Origin of the sequence: Faecalicatena contorta, assembly GCF_001404335.1 — a bacterium.
GTDB classification, from domain to species: domain Bacteria; phylum Bacillota; class Clostridia; order Lachnospirales; family Lachnospiraceae; genus Faecalicatena; species Faecalicatena contortus_B.
This window is the reverse complement of the sequence record NZ_CYZU01000051.1, coordinates 19,514-39,997: the sequence shown is the minus strand read 5'-3', so window position 1 is coordinate 39,997 and position 20,484 is coordinate 19,514. Positions and strand designations below refer to the sequence as shown.

15 protein-coding genes are annotated in these 20,484 nt (G+C 46.8%); 9 read left to right on the top strand and 6 right to left on the bottom strand.

Annotated features, from left to right (window positions below; all coding sequences use genetic code 11):
• The first annotated feature begins 367 nt into the window (after nt 1–367).
• The 7 genes from ARB69_RS20135 to ARB69_RS20105 all read left to right on the top strand — a co-directional run bounded on the left by ARB69_RS20135 (nt 368) and on the right by ARB69_RS20105 (nt 8,227).
• On the top strand, nt 368–1,699 hold the full coding sequence (locus ARB69_RS20135) for a putative DNA modification/repair radical SAM protein (RefSeq protein ID WP_050642085.1): 1,332 nt from the start codon (nt 368–370) through the stop codon (nt 1,697–1,699).
• A 13-nt stretch (nt 1,700–1,712) separates the two neighbouring features.
• Nucleotides 1,713–2,513 (top strand): TIGR03915 family putative DNA repair protein, encoded by an 801-nt coding sequence (locus tag ARB69_RS20130; protein ID WP_055154833.1) that lies wholly within the window; start codon nt 1,713–1,715, stop codon nt 2,511–2,513.
• A 224-nt stretch (nt 2,514–2,737) separates the two neighbouring features.
• Nucleotides 2,738–3,181 carry an NfeD family protein gene (locus ARB69_RS20125; RefSeq protein WP_050642087.1) on the top strand — a complete coding sequence of 148 codons (444 nt, stop codon included), beginning with the start codon at nt 2,738–2,740 and terminating at the stop codon, nt 3,179–3,181.
• Nucleotides 3,182–3,184: 3 nt separating this feature from the next.
• Nucleotides 3,185–4,117, top strand: a complete 933-nt coding sequence (locus ARB69_RS20120) for an SPFH domain-containing protein (protein WP_050642088.1) — start codon at nt 3,185–3,187, stop codon at nt 4,115–4,117.
• Nucleotides 4,118–4,236: 119 nt separating this feature from the next.
• Nucleotides 4,237–4,959, top strand: a complete 723-nt coding sequence (locus tag ARB69_RS20115; protein ID WP_055154832.1) for a LytR/AlgR family response regulator transcription factor — start codon at nt 4,237–4,239, stop codon at nt 4,957–4,959.
• A complete protein-coding gene (locus ARB69_RS20110; protein WP_050642090.1) occupies nt 4,952–5,803 on the top strand; it encodes a sensor histidine kinase in 852 nt (283 codons plus the stop codon). The genes ARB69_RS20115 and ARB69_RS20110 overlap by 8 nt, the downstream gene beginning before the upstream one ends.
• Nucleotides 5,804–5,851: 48 nt before the next feature.
• Nucleotides 5,852–8,227, top strand: coding sequence for an ATP-dependent DNA helicase (locus tag ARB69_RS20105; RefSeq protein ID WP_055154831.1), 2,376 nt, complete (start codon nt 5,852–5,854; stop codon nt 8,225–8,227).
• 238 nt (nt 8,228–8,465) lie between these two features.
• On the opposite strand, the gene ARB69_RS20100 is transcribed toward ARB69_RS20105, so the two are convergent.
• From ARB69_RS20100 to ARB69_RS20075, 6 genes are all read right to left on the bottom strand, one after another.
• Nucleotides 8,466–8,885 carry an Hsp20/alpha crystallin family protein gene (locus ARB69_RS20100; RefSeq protein WP_050642092.1) on the bottom strand — a complete coding sequence of 140 codons (420 nt, stop codon included), beginning with the start codon at nt 8,883–8,885 and terminating at the stop codon, nt 8,466–8,468.
• A 188-nt stretch (nt 8,886–9,073) separates the two neighbouring features.
• Complete coding sequence (locus ARB69_RS20095) at nt 9,074–9,766, bottom strand: ABC transporter ATP-binding protein (RefSeq protein ID WP_050642093.1); 693 nt, start codon at nt 9,764–9,766, stop codon at nt 9,074–9,076.
• Nucleotides 9,767–9,781: 15 nt separating this feature from the next.
• Nucleotides 9,782–12,259, bottom strand: coding sequence for an ABC transporter permease (locus ARB69_RS20090; RefSeq protein WP_174518421.1), 2,478 nt, complete (start codon nt 12,257–12,259; stop codon nt 9,782–9,784).
• Between the two features lie 293 nt (nt 12,260–12,552).
• The gene (locus ARB69_RS20085) at nt 12,553–13,962 is read right to left on the bottom strand and encodes a HAMP domain-containing sensor histidine kinase (RefSeq protein ID WP_055154830.1); all 1,410 of its coding nucleotides are present in this window, start codon (nt 13,960–13,962) and stop codon (nt 12,553–12,555) included.
• The gene (locus tag ARB69_RS20080; RefSeq protein WP_055154829.1) at nt 13,963–14,667 is read right to left on the bottom strand and encodes a response regulator transcription factor; all 705 of its coding nucleotides are present in this window, start codon (nt 14,665–14,667) and stop codon (nt 13,963–13,965) included. It abuts the gene before it with no gap.
• Nucleotides 14,668–14,680: 13 nt separating this feature from the next.
• Nucleotides 14,681–15,553, bottom strand: coding sequence for a LysR family transcriptional regulator (locus tag ARB69_RS20075; protein WP_050642096.1), 873 nt, complete (start codon nt 15,551–15,553; stop codon nt 14,681–14,683).
• Between the two features lie 190 nt (nt 15,554–15,743).
• Between ARB69_RS20075 and ARB69_RS20070 the strand changes: the two genes are divergently transcribed.
• Together ARB69_RS20070 and ARB69_RS20065 are read left to right on the top strand one after the other, a co-directional pair.
• Nucleotides 15,744–16,439: a TIGR01906 family membrane protein gene (locus ARB69_RS20070; protein WP_055154828.1), complete on the top strand. Its 696-nt coding sequence runs from the start codon at nt 15,744–15,746 to the stop codon at nt 16,437–16,439.
• Nucleotides 16,440–16,624: 185 nt separating this feature from the next.
• Nucleotides 16,625–20,380: a phosphoribosylformylglycinamidine synthase gene (locus tag ARB69_RS20065; protein ID WP_055154827.1), complete on the top strand. Its 3,756-nt coding sequence runs from the start codon at nt 16,625–16,627 to the stop codon at nt 20,378–20,380.
• Nucleotides 20,381–20,484 lie beyond the last annotated feature (104 nt).

Genomic DNA, 20,484 nt, shown 5'->3' with positions numbered 1-20,484 from the left:
CAGCGCGGGAAATCATCAGATTTCCCGTGATGTGTTCAGCGTACCCGCCTATCCGGCATCGGGTGTTCTAGAATTACTTAGCAGCATGGGTGCATATCGCAACGGTATATACAGCCCCAGCGCCTTCCCGGTCTCCCTGTCATGAAGCGTCCCCGTCCGTCGACAAGGCTGAAGCTTGCCGACGAAATTCCTATTGAAAATGTGTGGAAGATATGGTATGATTTGTTATAGAGAGAACGTATGTTCGAAGTGGCTGCAGGATTTATTTAAAGAAAGTATACCTTAAGGGCATCACGTAATACATGCCCTTGTGGGCGGGTCTGCAGCACAGCTGCAGAATAATGTATTGGAAAAGGGAGGCGCGGAGATGGCGGAGATTATACAGGAACAGATGTCGATGTATGACAAACTGCAGATTTTAAGCGACGCCGCCAAATACGATGTGGCCTGCACGTCCAGCGGTGTGGACAGGCAGGGTGACGGAACAGGGATGGGAAACTGCAAGAAATCGGGGATATGCCACAGCTTTTCGGCTGACGGAAGATGCATTTCGTTATTGAAGATTTTATTTACGAATGAATGTATTTATGACTGTAAATACTGTATCAACAGAGCGTCTAACGACGTAGTCAGGACTTCGTTCACGCCGGACGAAATATGCACTCTGACTATGGAGTTTTACCGACGGAATTATATTGAAGGCCTTTTTCTAAGTTCTGGGATACTGAAGACGCCGAATTATACCATGGAGCTGATCTATGCTGCTCTGTACAAGCTGCGCAGGGAATGTAATTTTCAGGGATATATTCATGTGAAGGCGATTCCGGGAGCGGATCAGGAGCTGATTCAGCGGGTGGGTTTTTTGGCGGACAGGATGAGTGTGAATCTGGAGCTTGCCACCGCCGAGAGCCTGCGGCTCCTTGCGCCCCACAAGAGCAGGAAGAATATTCTGGCGCCGATGCGTTTGGTACAGCAGAAGCACAATGATAATAAGCAGGAGATTGTTCAGTATAAGAATGCGCCCCGGTTTGTCCCTGCCGGGCAGAGCACACAGATGATTATCGGTGCTGCTCCTGAGACCGATTACCAGATCCTCAATGTGGCAGAATCTCTCTATAAGAAATTCGAACTGAAGAGGGTGTTCTACTCCGCGTTTGTTTCTGTGAATGAGGACTCGGCACTGCCGGCAAGAACAGGGGAAGGGCCGCCTCTTCTGAGAGAGCACAGACTGTATCAGGCGGACTGGCTGCTGAGATATTACCGATTTGAAGCAGGGGAGCTGCTGGATGAAAAGAACCCGAATTTTAATATTTTTCTCGATCCAAAGTGCGACTGGGCGCTGAAGCATCTGGAATATTTTCCGGTGGAGGTGAACCGGGCAGACTATAATACACTTTTGCGGGTGCCCGGAATCGGAGTAAAGTCGGCTTCCAGGATTGTGAAGGCGAGAAGGATGGGAACTCTGCAGTTTGAAGATTTGAAAAAGATGGGAGTCGTACTAAAGCGTGCACTTTATTTTCTGACATGCAACGGCAGAATGATGTACAAAACCAGGATTGAAGAGGATTATATTATGAGAAACCTGCTGAATACAAAGGAAAAGCTGCCGGATTCTGTGACCGGCATGACTTACCGGCAGCTTTCTTTATTTGATGATGTGACCTTCAGGGAAGCACAGGTTTTCAGCATATTGGAGTAAAAGAGGAACAGAGATGAAACAGGTCTATATTTGTTATGACACAATAACAGGCATATTTTCCGCTATCCACGATGCGTGGAAAGAAAATAGGAACGGTGAAGCTGGTATTGCACTGCGCGGCCGGATGACCCCGCAGTTGTTCTGTGAGTACAGGGAGACGGCAGAGTCGGAAAAAAAGTCAATTGCGGTTGAGCGGCTGATAAAACAGAATCTTGGGTATAATACTTACTGGGATATCTATCATGCCCTTCTGGCAGACGATTCCGAGAAGGCGGATGCCGTATATAATACCATGCTGGCAGCCAGAACCATACCAGACAGCAGGAAGATCATGGAACACCTGAGTAATCCATATGTTGCCAAGGTGTTTGAACTGAGCAGGAGTGTGGCCAATGAGGCGCATCTGTTTACGGAGTTCATCCGCTTTCGGGAATTGGAGAACGGAGTCCTGCTCTCGGAGATTACGCCGAAGGGGCAGGTGCTCACCTGCATTGCAGATCATTTTACAAATCGTTTTCCGCTGGAGAACTGGATGGTTTATGATAAAACGCATAAGGTATTTCTGGTTCATCAGGCAGGAAAGAACTGGGTTCTTGTCCAGGGAGAGGAATTGAATCCGGAGACAGCAGGCAGAATATCGGAGGCAGAAGGAGAATTTGAGCGTTTATGGAAAGGGTTCTGCAGCTCAATCTCAATCAAAGAGCGTGAAAATCTGGCCCTGCAGAGGTCACACCTGCCGATGCATTTCCGGCAGGATATGACAGAATTTTGTGACAGCTCAGTCAGGTCTGCGCATTTACTGCGCAGACCGTAGGAAAACGAGGGGGCCACAGGCATCCAGCCCATCGCAAAGCGATTTTAATGGCTGGATGCGTAACAGTTCAGATTTACCTAAACTGTTACAGAGTTTCATTAAAACAGGATTTCACTGCATTCACGCAAAAAGTATTGTATAATAGAATAAGCTGGATTAACATATAACTATCATCAGGAAGGGTTATTAACCGGATGAAATAAAATCTGAGAGAAGGGAGAAATATGGAGAGAGAAGCTTTTGTATGGCTTGGACTGCTGATAGTTTTTCTGGTAATCGAGATTATAACGGTCGGGCTTACATCGGTCTGGCTGGCAGGGGGTGCTCTGGCAGCGCTGCTTCTGAACATTGCCGGTCTGAATCTGATCTGGCAGGTTGGCGCATTTTTCGTTGTCTCATTTTTACTTTTGTTTTTTACCCGTCCTTTTGCGGTAAAATACATAAACGCCCATCATGAGAAGACAAATTATGAGGGCGTTATAGGTAAAATAGTCAGGGTGACGGAGACTGTTGATAATCTGGCACAGACAGGAACCGCAGTCGTCAATGGGCTGGACTGGACAGCAAGGGCAGAAAAGGATGAAGATATCCTCGAGCCCGGTACACTGGCCAAGGTGGTAAGCATTTCCGGCGTGAAACTGATTGTAAAGAAATATGAGGAGGAATAGAATATGGGACTTTGGATTGGAATTGTAATACTAATTATAGTACTGTTAATCCTGGTTGCAAACATCAGGATTGTACCCCAGGCACACGCGTATATACTGGAGCGTCTTGGCGGATACAAAGAGACATGGGGAGTAGGCCTGCATTTTAAAATTCCGATTCTGGACAGAGTTGCAAAGAAAGTGTCTTTGAAGGAGCAGGTGGTAGATTTTGAACCACAGGCCGTGATTACAAAGGATAATGTTACGATGCAGATTGATACGGTCGTATTCTTCCAGATTACAGACCCGAAACAGTATGCATACGGCGTTGAAAGCCCGATCGCAGCTATTGAGAATCTGACGGCAACTACACTGCGTAATATTATCGGCGATCTGGAACTGGATGAGACGTTGACATCCAGAGAGACGATTAACTCCCAGATGAGAACATCTCTTGATATCGCAACTGACCCATGGGGGATCAAGGTAAACCGTGTTGAGTTAAAGAATATTATGCCGCCAAAGGCTATCCAGGATGCGATGGAGAAGCAGATGAAGGCGGAGCGTGAACGAAGAGAATCCATCCTGAGAGCAGAAGGAGAGAAGAAATCCACGATTCTTGTGGCAGAAGGTGAGAAAGAGTCCGTGATCCTCGAGGCGGAAGCGGCTAAACAGGCTGCAATTCTGAAGGCGGAGGCCGAGAAGCAGAAGAGGATTAAGGAAGCTGAAGGACAGGCGGAAGCGATCAGATCGGTACAGCTGGCTACGGCTGATGGTATTAAGTTTATCAGGGAAGCCGGTGCTGATGATGCAGTGCTTACCATCAAGAGCCTGGAGGCATTTGCAAAGGCGGCTGACGGTAAGGCGACCAAGATCATCATCCCATCCGAACTGCAGGGGATAGCCGGCCTGACAAAGACGATTTCAGAAATCGCGCATTACGAGAAGGCTGAGTAAACCAGCATGAGCCGGAACGTAATCATGAATTATGAGTGAGCGTGCCGGAGAATAGAATGGAAGTAAAAGCGTAACAGTTCAGGCCTGCCTAAACTGTTACGTAGAACCAGGAGCAGGATATGGCAAGGATTTTGGTATTGGAAGACGAGGAGCGGAGCAGGGAAGCACTGAGGAACATGCTCTGCCACATATCGGCTGACATAACGGTGAATACGGCGGCAGACCTGGCAGAGGCCAGGCTGCTGCTGCATGGCACCGTTTCTTTTGATTTATTTTTACTGGATGTAAATCTTGTAAAAGAGGATAAGGAAGACTCCTCCGGCCTGATCTTTGCAGAGGAGATACGCAGTATCATCAAGTATGAGTTCACACCTGTTGTTATGATCACATCGGTTGCGTCCCTGGAGATAGAGGCCTACCGCAGGATACACTGTTATCAGTATCTCTTAAAGCCTTACAGCGAAGCAGATGTACAGGCCGTAGTAAAAAAGGTGCTGTCCCACGTACGCGCAGAGGAAAAACCGTACATTATCGTTAAGAAAAACGGGATTAATTATAAGATATTGTGTGAAGAGATTGTTTTCTGCAAGGCAATTCCCCGGGGACTCTGCCTTTATCTGAAAGAGGAGAAGATGGAAGTTCCTTATCTCTCTATACGCCAGCTTATGGAGAAACTGCCAAAGCAGGAGTTTTTCCAGTGCCACAGGATGTTTGCAGTGAATAAGACATACGTGAAGTATTATGATCTGGTAAATCAGATGATACAGGTGGAGGGATATCAGGAGAAAATTGATATTGGTGTTACCTATAAGACTGAGGTAAGGAGGCTGCTAAATGAATAAAACAGTAAGAAAATTCCTTTACCGGGTCTTTTGTTTCATTTCCCTTGCAATTGCAGTTTACCTGGTGATCGACTTGAAGATAAGCAGGACGCTGGATTTTAAGATGATCATTGTTTTCATTTTATTACTTGTTGTGATTATATGGGGGACGATTGACTGGAAGCTCAGCAATGACATCATAAGGGAGCAGGAAAAGGAACTGAAGATGTATCGGCACTATATTCAACCTCTGGAGGAACTGGTAAAGGAGATCAGGGCAAGGCAGCATGAATTTGACAATCATCTGAATGCGGTTTTGAACATGCACCTTACGGTGGATTCTTATGAAGAACTTGTGAGCAGACAGTCGGAGTATGTGAAGGCCATCAGCAGAGAGGGCGGCAGCCAGTATCTGCCGCTTTTGAAAATCAGTGATAAGGTACTCGCAGGCTTTCTTTACAGTAAAATTGTCAGTTCCAGGGAAGGCATTGAGACCGAGATAGAGGTGCGCAGCAGGGAGATCATTTCCCGGGTGTCAGAGCACAGTCTGATTGAGATTGTGGGGGTTCTGGTGGACAATGCGTATGAGGCGTGCCCCGAGGAGGGGGGCCGGGTGCGCATGATTCTGGATTCCCGGCAGGATCATCTGATTTTCCAGATATTCAACCAGCACGAGAAGATCTCACTGGAAGAGATCGGACATTTTTTTGAAAATGGATTTACTACAAAGAGCAAAAAGAGAGGGGACAGGGGACTTGGTCTTTACCGCGCCAAAATGATCGCAGAGAAAGCGGGGGGTGAGATTACCGTGGGGCAGGAAGAGATCGGCGGAGAGAATTATATTCAGTTTGCCGTAGTGATTTAGAGGTAACAAGAGTGGCTTTTCCTGATTGGACGAGGTATAATAACAGACATGGAAGAAAAAGAACTGATCAAAATATCTGTCCGCAATCTGGTGGAATTTATTCTGCGCGAGGGGGACATCGACAACAGAACAGGGGGCGGCGCGGACAAAGAGGCCATGCTGCAGGGAATCAGAATCCATCGCAGGATACAGCGGCGTATGGGTTCTGATTATCGTGCAGAGGTCTCTCTGAAAATGCAGATTCCCTGCGAAGGATTTACTCTGCAGGTTGAGGGGCGGGCCGACGGAATCATCGAGGACGGGCAGGGCGTCATGATCGATGAAATCAAGGGCGTCCTCAGGGAGCTCCTGTATATTGAGGCCCCCTCCAATGTACATCTGGCACAGGCTAAGTGCTACGCATATATGTATGCCAGGCAGGAGAATCTGCAGAACATCCGTGTGCAGATGACCTACTGCAATCTGGATACGGAAGAGCTGAAGAGATTTATCCGGGAGTTTACCAGGGATGAACTGGAAAAATGGTTTCTGGAGCTGGTCGGTAAGTATGAAAAATGGGCGAAGTTTCAGATCGAATGGAAGTCGGGTCGGAATGCATCGATTAAGAAGATAGAGTTTCCTTTTGAGTACAGGGACGGGCAGAGAGAGATTGTGACTTCAGTCTATAAAACGATACTCAGAAAGAAGAAGTTGTTTATACAGGCCCCGACGGGCGTGGGGAAAACCATGGCGGCCGTCTTTCCGGCGGTGCGGGCCATGGGGGAAGAGCTGGGGGAACGCATTTTTTATCTGACTGCTAAAACAATTACAAGAACCGTGGCAGAACAGGCCTTTCAGACTCTAAAGGGTCAAGGGCTCCTCATGAAGGTGATTACCCTGACCGCAAAGGAAAAGATATGCTTTTGCGAAGAGACAGTCTGTAATCCAGACAACTGCCCTTATGCAAAAGGGCATTATGACAGGGTGAACGATGCCGTGTTTGACTTGATTATGAACGCGGATGATTTGAGCAGAGAGGCAATAGAGAAACAGGCGCAGAAGTACAATGTGTGTCCGTTTGAGATGGCACTCGATGTTTCGGTATGGTCGGATGCCATTATCTGTGATTACAACTACGTTTTTGATCCAAACGCACATTTAAAGCGCTTTTTCTCCGAGGGAAATAAAGGCGGCTATCTGTATCTCATTGATGAGGCACACAATCTGGTTGAACGGGGGCGCGAGATGTACAGCGCCGTTCTATATAAAGAGGATGTGCTTGAGATAAAGCGCCTGGTAAAAAACGAAGATCCTAAGCTGGCGAAAAAACTGGAGGAGTGCAACAAGCAGCTGCTTATGCTGAAAAGAGAGTGTGAGAACTATCAGATTCTGGAAAGTGTTTCCCACATCGCGGTTAAGCTGATGAATGTCATGTCCGGCCTGGAGGAGTATTTGGAGGAAGAACACAGCGAGGAAAAAAGAGAGCAGGTTCTGGATTTTTATTTTCAGGTCAGAGACTTTTTGAATATTCATGATATTTTAGATGAAAACTATGTCATTTATTCGGAGCTTGAACGTGGCGGCCGTTTCCGTGTAAAGCTGCTCTGTGTCAATCCTTCCGTAAATCTGCAGACTTACTTGGAGCAGGGAAACAGTACCATATTTTTTTCCGCCACATTGCTGCCCATCCATTATTATAAAAAGCTGCTCAGCGTGGAGAACGATGATTATGCAATCTATGCAGAATCCTCTTTCCCAAGGGAGAACCGTCTTCTTCTGCTTGGCAACGATGTGAGCACAAAGTACACCATGCGGGGAGCAGACATGTATGAGAAGTTTGCCAGATATATTCTTAATATAGTGGAGGGGAGAAAGGGCAATTATATGGTTTTCTTTCCGTCCTACCGGTTTATGGAGGATGTACAGGAATGTTTTCAGAATATGATGCAGGGGCGCAGCGACATAGAATGTATTGTGCAGTCGCAGTTTATGGGAGAAGAAGCCAGAGAAATCTTTCTGGAGACATTCGAAGAAGAGCGGGAGTGCAGCCTCGTGGGATTCTGCGTGATGGGCGGTATCTTTTCGGAGGGCATTGACCTCACCCAGGACAGGCTTATTGGGGCAGTGATTATCGGAACGGGACTCCCGCAGGTATGCAATGACAGAGAGATATTGAAACAGTATTTTGACAGCAGAAACATGAAGGGGTTTGATTATGCCTATCTTTACCCGGGAATGAACAAAGTACTGCAGTCTGCCGGCAGAGTCATCAGAACGGAGGAGGACCGTGGCGTTATCATACTGCTGGATGAGCGGTTTATGCAGAGACAGTACCGGGAGATATTTCCGCGGGAGTGGGAGGGGTACCAGATCTGCAGGATAGATAACCTTGTGCCAAGGATAGAGGAATTCTGGGGAGGAGAACCATCAGACAGCCTGGTATAATAGTGAGTGAAGGAACTGTTATGGACGCAGTCCGGCTCAGCGGAACAAAGTGGGCAGGCCCACCTCAATTCCTCAGCCCCTCACTCATGAGGAGCTTGTATACTTTGGCACCGCCTCAATGCGCTTTGCGGCTATATATCATAAAAAAGCAGGAAGCACCGGGCTCCCTGCTTTTTTACGTATATACATTTTCAAAAGTCAGACGATTTATAGCTTCACATAGAGGGTTTACTTAAAGCTAATCAATAGTAATGTATTTAGGTTTTTCTTCGATTGCCTTTGGAGCCTCTTTGGGGACGCACAGGCATAAAACGCCGTCTTTAAATGATGCTTTAATGTCGTCCTGTTTTAATTGGTCACCAACATAGAATCTGCGGTTGCATGACCCGGTATAGCGCTCTTTGCGGATGCAGTTGCCTTTTTCGTCTTTTTCCTCCTGGCTTTCTTCGTGAGTGGCGGTAATTGTGAGATATCCGTCTTTCAGGTCAGCTTTGATGTCTTCTTTATTGTAGCCAGGAAGCTCCATTTCTACGAGGTAGTTATTGTCCTTCTCGTGAATGTCTGTCTTCATGATCTGTGATGAAGAGTTGTCAAAAGGTCTTTCAAAAAATGGGTCTTTAAAGAAATCATTAAAAAAACTTCTGTTTGATAATAACATAGTTCATACCTCCTAAAAATCAATTTGTTATCTTTGTTCTACATGTAATATAGCACATGATTATTAGCACTGTCAATAGGTGAGTGCTAATTTTATAATTTCTTAATAATTTCCATCCCTACCTACTACAAAAGCCAGATATTAGTCCGCAAGATTCAGCCTTGCGGACGGATAGAGGCCCCTACAAATTAATCAACGCACCTCACTCCGTCCCTTATCGTAATGATATGGCCGCTGCGTTCTGCCGCTTCAGCGGAATGTGTGACCATGATGATAGTCTGGCCGGTATGTTTATTGATGGAATGCAGTAATTCCATGATTTCACCACCTGTTTTGCTGTCCAAATTCCCGGTGGGTTCGTCCGCAAACAATATCTCAGGATTTCCAATAAGAGCCCGCGCGATTGCTACACGCTGCTGCTGGCCCCCGGATAACTCTCTGGGTGTATGTTTTTTCCTTTCTGTCAGCCCGACAGTTTCAATGATTTCATCCAGCCGGCTTCTGTAATCTTTCATCTTTTTTCCATCTAACAGCAGAGGCAGCATGACGTTTTCCTCTACATTTAAGTTGGGGATGAGATTATAAAATTGGAATACAAATCCGATTTTACGACGGCGTATGATACTCATTTTATGGTCGTCAAATTTTGAAATGTCTGTCCCGTCCATATATACGGAGCCGCTGCTTGGCACATCAAGACCGCCCAGGATGTAGAGTAATGTGCTTTTTCCAGAGCCGGAAGGACCCATAATGGAGACGAAGTCCCCTTTCCTGACTTTTAGGGATATATTTTTTAGAATCCGTGTTGGTGTGTCGCCTATATAAAAGTCTTTGATTATATTTCTGCCTTCAATGGCGGTATCGTTGATCATTGTCCTCATCTGTCAGATCTCCTTTTATTCAAATTTGATTTCTTCTACTAATTTCATTTTACGGGTTTTTATAATAGGAACGACGGAACTTACTAAAGTTACGGCTATTCCCATAGCCCCGGCTGATAGAAATGTTACAATATCCAGCTCCGGCTGCATGGAAATCCTGGGGCCTGCCACTAGAAATATTGTTTTTATTTCCAGATAGGAGACCAGTATAGCAATTAAGGCCCCAATCATTCCGGTTGTGCAGCTCTCAATTACCATCATTTTTGTGTTTTGTTTGTTGCTTAATCCGACGGACTTATACATGGCAATGGTCCGTCGCCTTTGTATATAGTTGATCAGCAGATTATTAATGTTACCGACTGCTGCCAGCAGCAGTATGAAGTAAGTCATACTCTGCATGGGTCTCAGAAACGCACCGACGGTGGTATGAGCGTCAGAATTGAACTCCTCTACGGTTCTGCTCCAGTTTTGGGTATTGCCAAACAGGCTGCGGATCTGAACCATGACCGCATTTGGATCCGCGGCGGTATAAGCCAGAAAATGGAAGGCGGACGGGTGAAAATCGGAAATGGCATAGCGGGAAGGAATAATGGCCTCCACATCGGTTGCCCTTGATTTAAAACTTCCTGCGACGAGATAGGAATAGTCCCCGCCGCTGTCTGATAAGGTTAGATGATCTCCAACGGCATATCCGGTACGGGTTAAACAGTCCTCGCTTAATAGGATGGAGCGCTGCGTTTCAAAATCTTCGATGGCCTGCTCTTTCATTTTGTGTTTGGTGTAGTTGAGATTGAACATGGAGTTATACCAGTTTAAATGATCGGTGGCCTCCAAACGCGTAAATGTGATGTCCCCGCTTCTTATTTGATTATTGAAAACATAAAGAGGCAGCACCTTATCGATTCCATCTATCTCTTTTACTGTTTCTATAAAAACGTCATCCATTTCCCCGTCGGCAAATCCCTCCAGTTCGGCGCCGTTAAAGACATCGGTGATGTAAGTATTTACAAACCCTCCCACTACCGTAATGGCAATCACTGCGGATATGCTGATAAACAGCAGGGTGATGTTCTGTGTAAAATTCTTATTATTCCTCATATTTCTTGCGGCGAGCATACCCTCGTTTTTGAAGAGGACCGCGTATATTCTTTCCAGGATTCCTGAAAGCAGGTTCGTGACAAGCGGTATGACCAGAATCGCCGCTGCGATCAGCCCAAGCAGTGATAAACCTCCGGCAATATACAGCAATGTTCCGGAAAACAGATAGGGGAGTACGGCCGAAATGACAAACAGAACGGCACCGGTCCCCATAATAAAACGGCTGGAGGCTTTTTGTTCCACCACAACCCCTAAGACGACCGCTTTTACAGGAAGCCGCCCGGCCCTTCGGACAGGAATCCATGCGCTGAGCAATGTGACAATCACTGCCGCCGCAAGGGAAAGTAAGATTCCAGCCCAGGAAATCACGGGGGAGATTTCTATGCCCTGTGATAATGTGCCGCTCATTCCCCGCAGGATCATTCTTAAAACCAGAATTCCGAGAGGAATGCCTGCAAAGCCTCCCACACAGCCATAAAGAAGACTCTCTAAAAGTAAAATTCCGGTGACCATTTTTTGAGTTGCCCCAATACTGCGAAAGGTGCCGATGACGGGCAGACGGTCCAGCGTAATGACCTTATAACTGCTGTAAATAATGAAGATACTCATGGTTAGGGAGAAAAAGCTGATCAGAAAAAAGGGCATTGTCTTTTGCCGGGCGCCCGCGGCTATAGATGCCTCGTCAACGATCTGTGTAACGGTAAATGTACTGTCCGATAATTCACCAAAGAGCGAAGCCGCCAGTGATTCTGCGGAAATACCGTCTTCAGGCTCGATCAGAATTTCGCTGTAACCCGGGCAGTCGGTGATTTCCGCCAGGGTATCCAGAGGAAGAAGGGCGGTTGCGCCTCTGGTCTGACGCAGAAAAACGGTATCATACTTTGCAATTGCCGCAACCTCAAATTCGATAGGAGCGCCGTCTATCTGGAGTGCTATACGTTCCCCCTTTTCGATGCCATACTTTTGCGTAAACCGATCCGGTAAGATAACCTGATAGCCGGAGAAATTTTCGATTTCACCGCCGCCGCACAGCTGGGGTTTGTTTATCTGATTCAATAAAGAGAGATCGGAGCCGATCAGATCAATGGATTCATAATAGCCGTTTTCATGATATAAAGCGTCTCCCTTCAGGATTCCGGCTTTTGCCTTGATACCCGGCAGATCCGGTATGTCCTCTAACTGCAGAACATTTGTTTCGGACCTGGAAGTAACGGAGACGGACGCCGTACCGGACATTCCGCGGGCCATTTTTCTTTGTGCGTTTTCGTAGGATTCCCCGATCGAAAAGGAAACGAATAAAAGGACTGTCGAGAGAATAATTGATAAGAGCATGACGGCCGTTCTTACCTTTCTTTCCTTCACATTCGTTAGAATGTACTTAAAAATAATTTTCACATTTACACCTGCTTTCTATAGACTACTGTTTTACCAAGAACAAAGTGGGCAAGCCCGCCTCAATTCCCCATTCCTGTACTCATGAAGGGCTTGCACGCTTTGGCGCCGCCGCGATGCTGCTTTGCGGCTATATACCTTATCGCGGCGTGTACGTCCCCCGGAGGGTTTTTATGGTATAGGAAATTCCAGCGAAATTTCCTATATCATAAAAAGGCTGACAGCTATTATAAAACTATAATAGACTATCAACCTTAATCTGATTTTCACACAACCTTAATTAACCTTAATTTATTTCACTCCATTATGGGGAATTCTATTTTAAAAGATGTTCCGGCATGGAGTTCACTGTCTGCACAGATCCTGCCGCCCTGGGCTTCTACTATACTTTTGGCGATGGCAAGCCCCAGCCCCGTCCCCTCCGTTTTCTGCCCGGAGCTGGCGCCTCTGTAGTAGCGCTGAAATAGCATGGACAGTTCGGAAGGATTCATGCCGGGCCCGTTGTCGCTTACAACGATTATGAGCATCCTGTCCGCTGATGTGATCTCCAAACTAACTTCGGTATCCCTGTTTCCGTGGGTAAAAGAATTGAGGATGAGGTTCTGGAAAGCCCTTGCCATCAGCTTCTCATCAAATGAGAAATAGATAGGTTCTTGATCTGATTCAAAATGAATAACACGGTTTTCGTATGCGGGATTGTTCAATATATCAATGACCAGCTCTTTCATAAAACGCACGAAATCCTGTCTTGTGCTCTGAACCGGCAGCATTGCGCTTTCTAATTGATAAGTCAGCTTCAGATCCTCGATAAGCTGTTCGATGGAAGAGACATTTTTTAAAATGACCCCAGAGTACTTATGAAGCTGCGGGCCTGTAATGGAGCCGTTTTCAAATAGAATCTCCGCATAACCTTTAATTGGGGAGAGCGGTGTTTTTAAATCGTGTGTGATATTAGCAATCCATTCTTCACGCATCGATTCCGTCTGTTCTTTTAATCTGTCGGTGTCCCGGATATCCTGGTCAAGCTGATTCAGGCTTTCATATACGTCTCCGAATGAGCCTTTGATTATGAGAGGGTTATAATCACGCTTTGCTATAGAACGAACGCATTCAGAAATGTGGTTCATTTTATTTGTGATCCAGAATCCATATATAATGCCTCCGGCAAGGAGGATCATGATAAGTACTCCTGTGCCCAATGTAAAGATTGTTTTACCGGTAGTGAATCTGTCGCCATTCAGAAACATGGTGACTTTTGTTACATTCACAGGAAAATACAAGATGTAAGAAAACTCTTTGCCCTTATCATTCAGATTTCCGATAAACGCAGTGGTACCGAAAAACTCCCCTGTCCGGTAAAGCCGCAGCAGCTCCGCATCAGAATAGGAAGTCTTTGCATCCGCAGGCCTCTGATAACTGGCGATTTCCCCGCCCCTGTCATCTAAAACCTGAATACCCGCCTGATTTGCACGGAGCAGTTCGATTCCGGTCTGTTTTATCTGCGGTTTACCATCTATAAAAGTAATCTGTCTGCCAAAATCCTCTGTGAATGCCTTGGGATAATCGCTTCGCTGCACAGAACCATCGGGAAACTTTACGGTGATAACCGAGAAGAAAAACAGGGCAGAGAAAATAAGGGCGCCGAGAAGCGCCAGTAAAAAGATAAGGTATATATGAAAAGCAGTGCGGTAACCAGATTTTCTCATTTAATCCACCCTTTTCTTCAGCTTATAACCCAGCCCTTTTATTGTTACAAGCTGCCTGGGGCTGGATGGAATATCCTCGATTTTCTCCCTGATATGACGGATATGCACCATAATCGTATTATCACAGATACTGCTGTATTCCCCCCATACATGTTCGTAGAGGCGTTCTTTGCTTAAGATTTTATCTGCATTTTCCATCAGATAGGCAAGGAGCAGGAATTCACGGCCTGTAAGGCTTAACTCCTTTCCGGATTTTAGAATGCGGCAGCTTTCTCTGTCCAGGAAAAGGCTGCCCGCAGCAACCGTTTCCGTTTCAGGGGTATGGATGGAGGCCTGATATTGCTGGCGGCGGAGCTGTGCCTTGATCCGGAATACGACTTCCCTGGGGCTGAAAGGCTTGGTGATATAGTCATCCCCGCCGCTGGACAGCCCCAGGATCTTGTCGATATCATCGTTTTTGGAAGACAGAAATAGAATCGAGCAAAAAGAAAATCCGCGTATTTTCTTACATACCTCGATCCCGTCCAGGTCAGGAAGCATAATGTCCAGAACGATAACATCCGGATCAAAGGTTTTGCAGAGCTCTACGGCGTCTGCCCCAGTATATGCCCTTTCAATATTTTGAAAGCCATCCCGACGCAGCACTTCCTCAATCAGGTCAACAATATCCTTTTCATCATCTACTAACAATATTTTATGATTCATGGGCTTTTCCTTCTTAAAAATAATTTAAAAATTCTTCCGCGGCCCTGGTGAGCGGCATTTGTTCGTTATAAGCGATGACCAGTTCTCTTTCCGGCAGTTCCTCTTTGGTCTCCACAACAAAAATGCCTTTCTGCCCGCCCGTCATGCAGTAATCGGGGATAAAAGCAATGCCCAGTCCGATGCGGGCGAGGTCGATGAGCAGGTCGTTGCTGGTCAGCTCGATCTCCGGAACCAGATCCAGCTGGTGCTGCTGGAATAACCGATGGAGAAATTCACTCGTTGTGCTGTGCCTGTCCAGCATAAGGATCGGATACTGGGAAAGCTGTTTATAGGTTAGCTTCTTCTCTTTCAATTCATGGAATGATTCGTTCGCGATAAATACATCCCGGAATGTTTTGATTTTCTTAATAGAGGAGACGTTGCTCAGATAGTTGTTGGGGTAGTTGACAACAATCAGGTCAACCTGGCCGGATTCCAGCATTTCCACACATTTGATGGAGGTCTGGTTGTTTACTTTGATGTGTGCGCTGGGGAATGCTTTGTGAAATTTTTCAAGATATGGAACCAGGAAATAACGGCAGATCGTGTCACTGGCCCCTATGCGGATCTGGCCTCCCGTGGAAGCGGCATCCAGCAGCTGGGCCTCACCCCGCTGAATCAGATGCATGGCTGGTTCGATATGCCGAAGCAGAATCTCACCTTCCGGGGTCAGAAGGACCCGTTTGGTACTGCGGATAAACAGAGTCTGGTCCAGCTTGCGCTCCAGTGTTTTGATGGACTGGCTGACCGCTGACTGTGAAATAAAAAGCTGTTTTGACGCCTCCGAAAAGCTGAGGGTGGATGCAACATGAAAAAATACTTTGTACAGTTCATAATTGATATCCATTATTAGACCTCCTAATAAGTATTGCTTGTATTATAAGCCAAATTGAGATGAATTACAATCGGTATTATGATAAAATAAAAACGTTAAATAAAATAATATCTGTACTTATTGAATCATAATCTGACGAAGATGTCTTCGACAGGCTGGATATTCGAATTCAATAAGATATGGTACGACAGGAGATGGCAGGATGAAAAAAGTACATTGGGTATTGGGCGTTATACTATCGCTGGCTGTAATTTTGATCCTTCTGATCACGAGCTTTCAGGCAGCGATGTACGCGGATTTCAGTTTTTATGAAAGAGAGTATGAGAAATACGATGTGCTCCCGGATCTGGACATGAAGATGGAGGATGTGATGTATGTGACCCATGAGATGATGGATTATCTAAAGGGGGACCGGGAGAATCTGGAGGTGATCACTACAGTGGAGGGGAAGGAACAGGATTTCTTTAATGAACAGGATAAGCTGCATATGGCGGATGTGCAGGGACTTTTCATTGGAGGGCTGCGCCTCAGGACTTGGGCTGCTGCAGTATTGCTGATCTGTCTTGCCGTTTTGATTGCGACAAAGGCAAGGTGGAAGTATCTGATTCCCAGGGCGTTTCAGATCGCATTGGGGTTAACGGCGGCGGGAACGGCTCTTCTGGCGTATTTATTTTCCAGGGATTTTTCGGCTGCCTTCACAAAATTTCATGAGATTTTCTTTACAAACGACCTGTGGCTGTTTGATCCGGCCGAGGATTATATGATCAGAATGCTCCCGGAAGGCCTGTTTTCCGATATGGTTATTAGAATTGGTGTTCTCTTTATAGCTGGACTTGCAGTGTTGCTGATCATCAGCATGGTATGGAGAAAAAAGTCAAAGATTAACTGTACTAATTAATAAGTTTAATTATATTAATTGTACTAATGAGAAAAAACGTGATAGGATAGAAAAGAGCTGACAAAAGGACACGATACTACTGATGTTCTGGCGGGCAGATTTGCAGCAATGCTGCAGAACAAGTAAGATGAAATTAAAATGTGCGCAGTGAACTGCGGCAGAATAAAATGCAAAGGAGATCGTTTATGAGTAATGTAAGACGTGTTTATGTGGAGAAAAAAACGGAATTTGCTGTTTCAGCTAAGGAACTGCGGCATGAGATTAAACACTATCTGGGAATTCAGACGGTGACAGATGTACGCGTCCTGATCCGCTATGATGTGGAGAATCTTTCCGATACCACTTTTGAAAAAGCATGCAGTGGGATATTTGCAGAGCCTCCTGTTGATACACTTTATCAGGAAAGTTTTCCGATGAAAGAGGAGAGCCATGTATTTTCAGTAGAATATCTCCCGGGACAGTTTGATCAGAGGGCGGATTCAGCAGAACAGTGCGTGCAGTTTATTAAGGAAGATGAAAAGCCGATCATCCGCACTGCGACTACTTATGTAATAGAAGGAACCGTAACGGAAGAAGAATTTGGTGCGATTAAGAACCACTGCATCAACCCGGTGGATTCCAGGGAAACCGGGATGGAAAAACCGGAGACTCTGGTCACAGTATTTGAGGAACCGGAGGATGTTAAAGTATTTGACGGATTCCAGAATATGCCCCAGGAGGAGCTGAAGAAGCTCTATGATTCACTGGGACTGGCAATGACGTTTAAAGATTTCCTGCATATCCAGAAGTACTACAGCGGAGAAGAGCACAGAGACCCGACGATGACGGAGATCCGCGTGCTGGATACCTACTGGTCAGATCACTGCCGCCATACCACCTTCTCCACGGAATTAAAGGAGATTACCTTTGGCGAGGGCGATTATAAAGCACCCATCGTAAATACATACAAACAATATCTCAAAGACCACAGCGAGATCTTTGCCGGCAGAGAGGACAAGTTTGTCTGCCTGATGGACCTGGCCCTTATGGCGATGAGAAAGCTGAAAAAGGAAGGGAAACTCCAGGATCAGGAAGAGTCTGAGGAGATCAATGCCTGCAGTATTGTTGTGCCGATCAAGGTAGACGGCGCGGAAGAGGAGTGGCTGATTAATTTTAAAAATGAGACACACAACCACCCGACTGAGATCGAGCCTTTTGGCGGGGCTGCGACCTGTCTGGGCGGTGCGATCCGCGATCCGCTGTCAGGGAGGACCTATGTATACCAGGCGATGCGTGTGACCGGAGCAGCAGATCCTACCGTGTCTGTAAAGGATACCTTAAAAGGAAAGCTGCCGCAGAAGAAACTGGTACGGGGAGCCGCTGCGGGCTACAGTTCCTATGGAAACCAGATCGGCCTTGCAACCGGAGCGGTCAAGGAGATCTATCACCCGGACTATGTGGCAAAACGTATGGAGATCGGCGCAGTTCTCGGCGCTGCTCCCAGACGTGCAGTCATCAGAGAGACTTCAGATCCCGGAGATATCATCATTCTCCTTGGCGGACGCACAGGGCGCGACGGATGCGGCGGAGCGACCGGTTCTTCCAAGGTCCACACGGAAGAGTCTATCGAGACCTGCGGTGCAGAGGTGCAGAAGGGTAACCCGCCGACAGAGCGTAAGATCCAGCGTTTATTCAGAAGAGAAGAAGTCAGTGCCCTAATTAAAAAATGCAATGATTTTGGCGCGGGCGGTGTCTCAGTTGCCATCGGAGAGCTTGCGGACGGGCTCCGGGTAGATCTGGACAAGGTACCGAAGAAATATGCCGGTCTTGACGGGACTGAGATCGCGATCTCAGAGTCTCAGGAGAGAATGGCTGTTGTTGTCGATCCAAAAGATGTAAAACAATTTCTGGATTATGCAAAGGAAGAGAATCTGGAGGCCGTTGAAGTGGCAGTGGTTACGGAGGCCCCGAGACTGGTACTTTCATGGCGCGGAAAAGAGATCGTTAATATTTCCCGTGCATTCCTGGATACGAACGGCGCCCATCAGGAGACATCCGTCGAGGTGGAGATTCCGAATAAAAAAGATACAATTTTTATAAAGGAAGACGTGCAGGATGTTAGAGGAAAATGGCTTGATATGCTGAGCGATCTGAATGTATGCTCCCAGAAGGGGCTTGTGGAGATGTTCGACGGATCTATCGGCGCCGGCTCCGTATTTATGCCGCATGGCGGAAAGTACCAGATGACAGAGACACAGGCTATGGTTGCTAAGGTGCCGGTGCAAAATGGCAGCACAGACAGTGTTTCCATGATGAGCTATGGTTTTGACCCCTATCTTTCCAGCTGGAGTCCGTATCACGGTGCCGTTTACGCAGTCGTAGAATCCGTGGCTAAGATCGTGGCGGCCGGCGGTGATTACCGGAAGATCCGCTTTACGTTCCAGGAATATTTCCGCAGAATGACAGAAGACCCGAAAAGATGGAGCCAGCCTTTTGCGGCTCTGCTGGGGGCTTATGACGCACAGCTGGGATTCGGCCTGCCTTCCATAGGCGGCAAGGACAGTATGTCTGGAACATTCCAGGATATTGATGTGCCCCCGACTCTGGTTTCTTTTGCTGTCGATATGGCAACGGAGAAGGATATCATTACCCCGGAACTGAAAAAGGCGGGAAATAAGCTGGTATGGATGAGAATCGAGAAGGATGGATATGACCTCCCTGTATACGGCCGGCTGATGGATCAGTACGGAAAGTTCGAGAGCGATATACACAATGGCAGAATTGTATCCGCATATGCCCTGGACCGTCACGGTGTGATGGCTGCCGTCAGCAAAATGGCGTTTGGAAACGGGCTTGGGCTAAAGATAGAGCACAGCATGGATGCCGGAGAACTGTTTGCGCCGGCATTTGGAGATCTGGTTGCGGAAGTGCCTGCTGATCAGGTGGGACAACTGGCAATCAGTTATACCGTCATCGGTGAGGTGACAGACGACGGTACATTCAGCTATGGGAATGCAAAGATCACTCTGAGCGAGGCGAAGACGGCCTGGACAGAGACCCTGGAGAAGGTATTTGCCACAAGATCTTCTGCAGACTGCAAAGAAGTATTGGAAGACAAATTATATGATACAAAGGATATCCATATATGCAGCCATAAGATCGGGCAGCCAACCGTATTCATCCCGGTATTCCCGGGAACCAACTGTGAATACGACAGCAAGAAAGCCTTTGAGCGCGCAGGTGCGAAGGTAATAACGAAAGTATTTAAGAACCTGGATGCGGAAGACATCCGTCATTCAGTGGCAGAGTTCGAAAATGCCATCACACAGGCGCAGATGATCATGTTCCCGGGCGGTTTCAGCGCGGGTGACGAACCGGACGGTTCTGCCAAATTCTTCGCTACAGCCTTCCAGAATGCAAAGATCAAAGAGGCGGTAGAAAAACTGCTCAATGAGAGAGACGGACTTGCCCTTGGTGTGTGCAACGGCTTTCAGGCCCTGATCAAACTGGGGCTTGTGCCTTACGGAACCATTACAGGCCAGAAGGAGGATTCTCCGACACTGACCTATAACACCATCGGACGCCATATCTCAAAGATGGTATACACAAAAGTGGTGACAAATAAATCTCCATGGCTTCAGGAGGCGTCTCTTGGCGGCGTGTATACGAATCCGGCATCCCACGGGGAAGGGCGTTTTGTTGCCAGTGAAGAATGGCTGGATAAACTGTTTGCCAACGGTCAGGTTGCGACACAGTATTGTGACATTGACGGCGTGATCAGCATGGATGAAGAGTGGAATGTCAACGGCTCTTACCGCGCAATCGAAGGAATCACAAGCCCGGACGGCCGTGTCCTTGGCAAGATGGCGCATTCAGAGAGAAGAGACAACTCGGTTGCCATAAATATTTACGGAGAACAGGACATGAAAATCTTTGAATCCGGTGTGAAATATTTCAAATAGATCTAAATTATTCTAAATAAAAGGGGCCGTATCCGCGATATGAAATATTAAAAAATGGGATACGGCCCGTGTTTATAAGGGGTACCATGTGCAGCGCCGGACGA

Coding starts and splice junctions, on each gene's coding strand:
- ARB69_RS20135 (WP_050642085.1), top strand. CDS start 368: ATGGCGGAGATTATACAGGAACAGATGTCGATGTATGACAAACTGCAG.
- ARB69_RS20130 (WP_055154833.1), top strand. CDS start 1,713: ATGAAACAGGTCTATATTTGTTATGACACAATAACAGGCATATTTTCC.
- ARB69_RS20125 (WP_050642087.1), top strand. CDS start 2,738: ATGGAGAGAGAAGCTTTTGTATGGCTTGGACTGCTGATAGTTTTTCTG.
- ARB69_RS20120 (WP_050642088.1), top strand. CDS start 3,185: ATGGGACTTTGGATTGGAATTGTAATACTAATTATAGTACTGTTAATC.
- ARB69_RS20115 (WP_055154832.1), top strand. CDS start 4,237: ATGGCAAGGATTTTGGTATTGGAAGACGAGGAGCGGAGCAGGGAAGCA.
- ARB69_RS20110 (WP_050642090.1), top strand. CDS start 4,952: ATGAATAAAACAGTAAGAAAATTCCTTTACCGGGTCTTTTGTTTCATT.
- ARB69_RS20105 (WP_055154831.1), top strand. CDS start 5,852: ATGGAAGAAAAAGAACTGATCAAAATATCTGTCCGCAATCTGGTGGAA.
- ARB69_RS20100 (WP_050642092.1), bottom strand. CDS start 8,885: ATGTTATTATCAAACAGAAGTTTTTTTAATGATTTCTTTAAAGACCCA.
- ARB69_RS20095 (WP_050642093.1), bottom strand. CDS start 9,766: ATGAGGACAATGATCAACGATACCGCCATTGAAGGCAGAAATATAATC.
- ARB69_RS20085 (WP_055154830.1), bottom strand. CDS start 13,962: ATGAGAAAATCTGGTTACCGCACTGCTTTTCATATATACCTTATCTTT.
- ARB69_RS20080 (WP_055154829.1), bottom strand. CDS start 14,667: ATGAATCATAAAATATTGTTAGTAGATGATGAAAAGGATATTGTTGAC.
- ARB69_RS20075 (WP_050642096.1), bottom strand. CDS start 15,553: ATGGATATCAATTATGAACTGTACAAAGTATTTTTTCATGTTGCATCC.
- ARB69_RS20070 (WP_055154828.1), top strand. CDS start 15,744: ATGAAAAAAGTACATTGGGTATTGGGCGTTATACTATCGCTGGCTGTA.
- ARB69_RS20065 (WP_055154827.1), top strand. CDS start 16,625: ATGAGTAATGTAAGACGTGTTTATGTGGAGAAAAAAACGGAATTTGCT.